The organism is Aurantimonas marianensis (assembly GCF_024195285.1).
In the GTDB taxonomy this organism is placed as follows: domain Bacteria; phylum Pseudomonadota; class Alphaproteobacteria; order Rhizobiales; family Rhizobiaceae; genus Aurantimonas; species Aurantimonas marianensis.
The window spans coordinates 1-1559 of the sequence record NZ_JALHBS010000011.1; the positions used below are offsets into that span (position 1 = coordinate 1).

At 64.1% G+C, this 1559-nt stretch carries 2 protein-coding genes; both read left to right on the top strand.

Annotated features, from left to right (window positions below):
• Nucleotides 1-1094, top strand: a 1094-nt coding sequence (gene infB / locus MJ956_RS02130) for a translation initiation factor IF-2 (protein ID WP_253962836.1), incomplete at its 5' end; no start/stop codon positions are given.
• 99 nt (nucleotides 1095-1193) lie between these two features.
• A partial coding sequence (gene rbfA, locus MJ956_RS02135) for a 30S ribosome-binding factor RbfA (RefSeq protein ID WP_253962837.1) occupies nucleotides 1194-1559 on the top strand: 366 nt, incomplete at its 3' end.

The following is a 1559-nucleotide window of genomic DNA, read 5'->3' on the forward strand; positions in this document are numbered from 1 at the left end:
TTCTCGATGTCGAGGTCTCGGCGCTGAAGGGCACCAATCTCGACAAGTTGCTCGACGCGATCCTGCTCCAGGCCGAAATTCTCGAACTGAAGGCAGATCCCACCCGCACCGCCGAAGGCACTGTCATCGAGGCGCAGCTCGACAAGGGCCGTGGCCCGGTGGCGACGGTTCTCGTGGAGACCGGCACCTTGAAGGTGGGCGACATCGTCGTGGCGGGCGACGAATGGGGCCGGGTGCGCGCGCTGGTCAACGACAAGGGCGAACAGCTGAAGGAAGCGCCGCCGTCGATGCCGGTCGAGGTGCTCGGCATGCAGGGCACGCCTTTGGCCGGCGATCGTTTCGCGGCCGTCGAAAACGAAGGCAAGGCCCGCGAGATCGCCGCATACCGCCAGCGCGTGTCGCGCGAGAAGCAGGTGGCCAAGAACGCCGGCCAGCGCGGTTCGCTCGAACAGATGATGTCGCAGCTGCAGGATACGGGGCTCAAGGAGTTCCCGCTCTTGATCAAGGGCGACGTCCAGGGCTCGGTCGAGGCGATCATGGGTGCCCTCGACAAGCTGGGAACCGAGGAAGTGCGGGCGCGGATCATTCATTCCGGCGCTGGCGCGATCACCGAGTCGGACGTGTCGCTTGCGGCCGCCTCGAATGCCGCGATCATCGGCTTCAACGTCCGCGCCAACAAGCAGGCACGCGAGGCGTCCGAGCGCGAAAGCACCGAAATCCGGTACTACAACATCATCTATGATCTCGTGGATGACGTGAAACAGGCGATGTCGGGCCTGCTCTCGCCGGAGCGGCGCGAGACCTTTCTCGGCAATGCCGAGATCCTCGAGGTGTTCAACATCACCAAGGTCGGCAAGGTCGCGGGTTGCCGCGTCACCGAAGGCAAGGTCGAGCGGGGCGCCGGTGTGCGGCTCATCCGCGACGACGTCGTCATTCACGAGGGCACGCTCAAGACGCTCAAGCGCTTCAAGGACGAGGTTCAGGAGGTCAATGCCGGGCAGGAGTGCGGCATGGCTTTCCAGAACTACGAGGACATCCGCCAGGGCGACGTCATCGAGTGTTTCCGCGTCGAGCACGTCGCGCGCTCGCTGTAGCGACACGCCGAGCGGCCGAGGCCGCTCCGACAGACCTTCCTTGTAATGACGAAAAGCCCGGCGGCAACGCCGGGCTTTCATCGGATGTGAGCGTTATTCATGGCCAGATCATCGAAATCGGGACCCTCGCAGCGCGCGCTGTCCGTCGGCGAAAAGGTTCGTCACGCCCTGACCGAGGTGCTGCAGCGCGGCGAGATCCGCGATCCGCTGCTGGAAAATGCCGTCATATCCGTCTCGGAAGTCCGCATGGCGTCGGATCTCAAGCTGGCGACGGCCTATGTCACCGTGCTCGGCCAGACCGACACCGAACCGTATGTCGCGGCGCTCAATCAGAACGCCCGGTTCATTCGCGGCCGCCTGACGCCGGCGCTCAAGCAGATGAAATACATGCCGGAAGTGCGGTTTCGCGCCGATACCTCCTTCGACAATTTCGCGCGCATCGACGCGCTGCTGAAATCGCCCGAG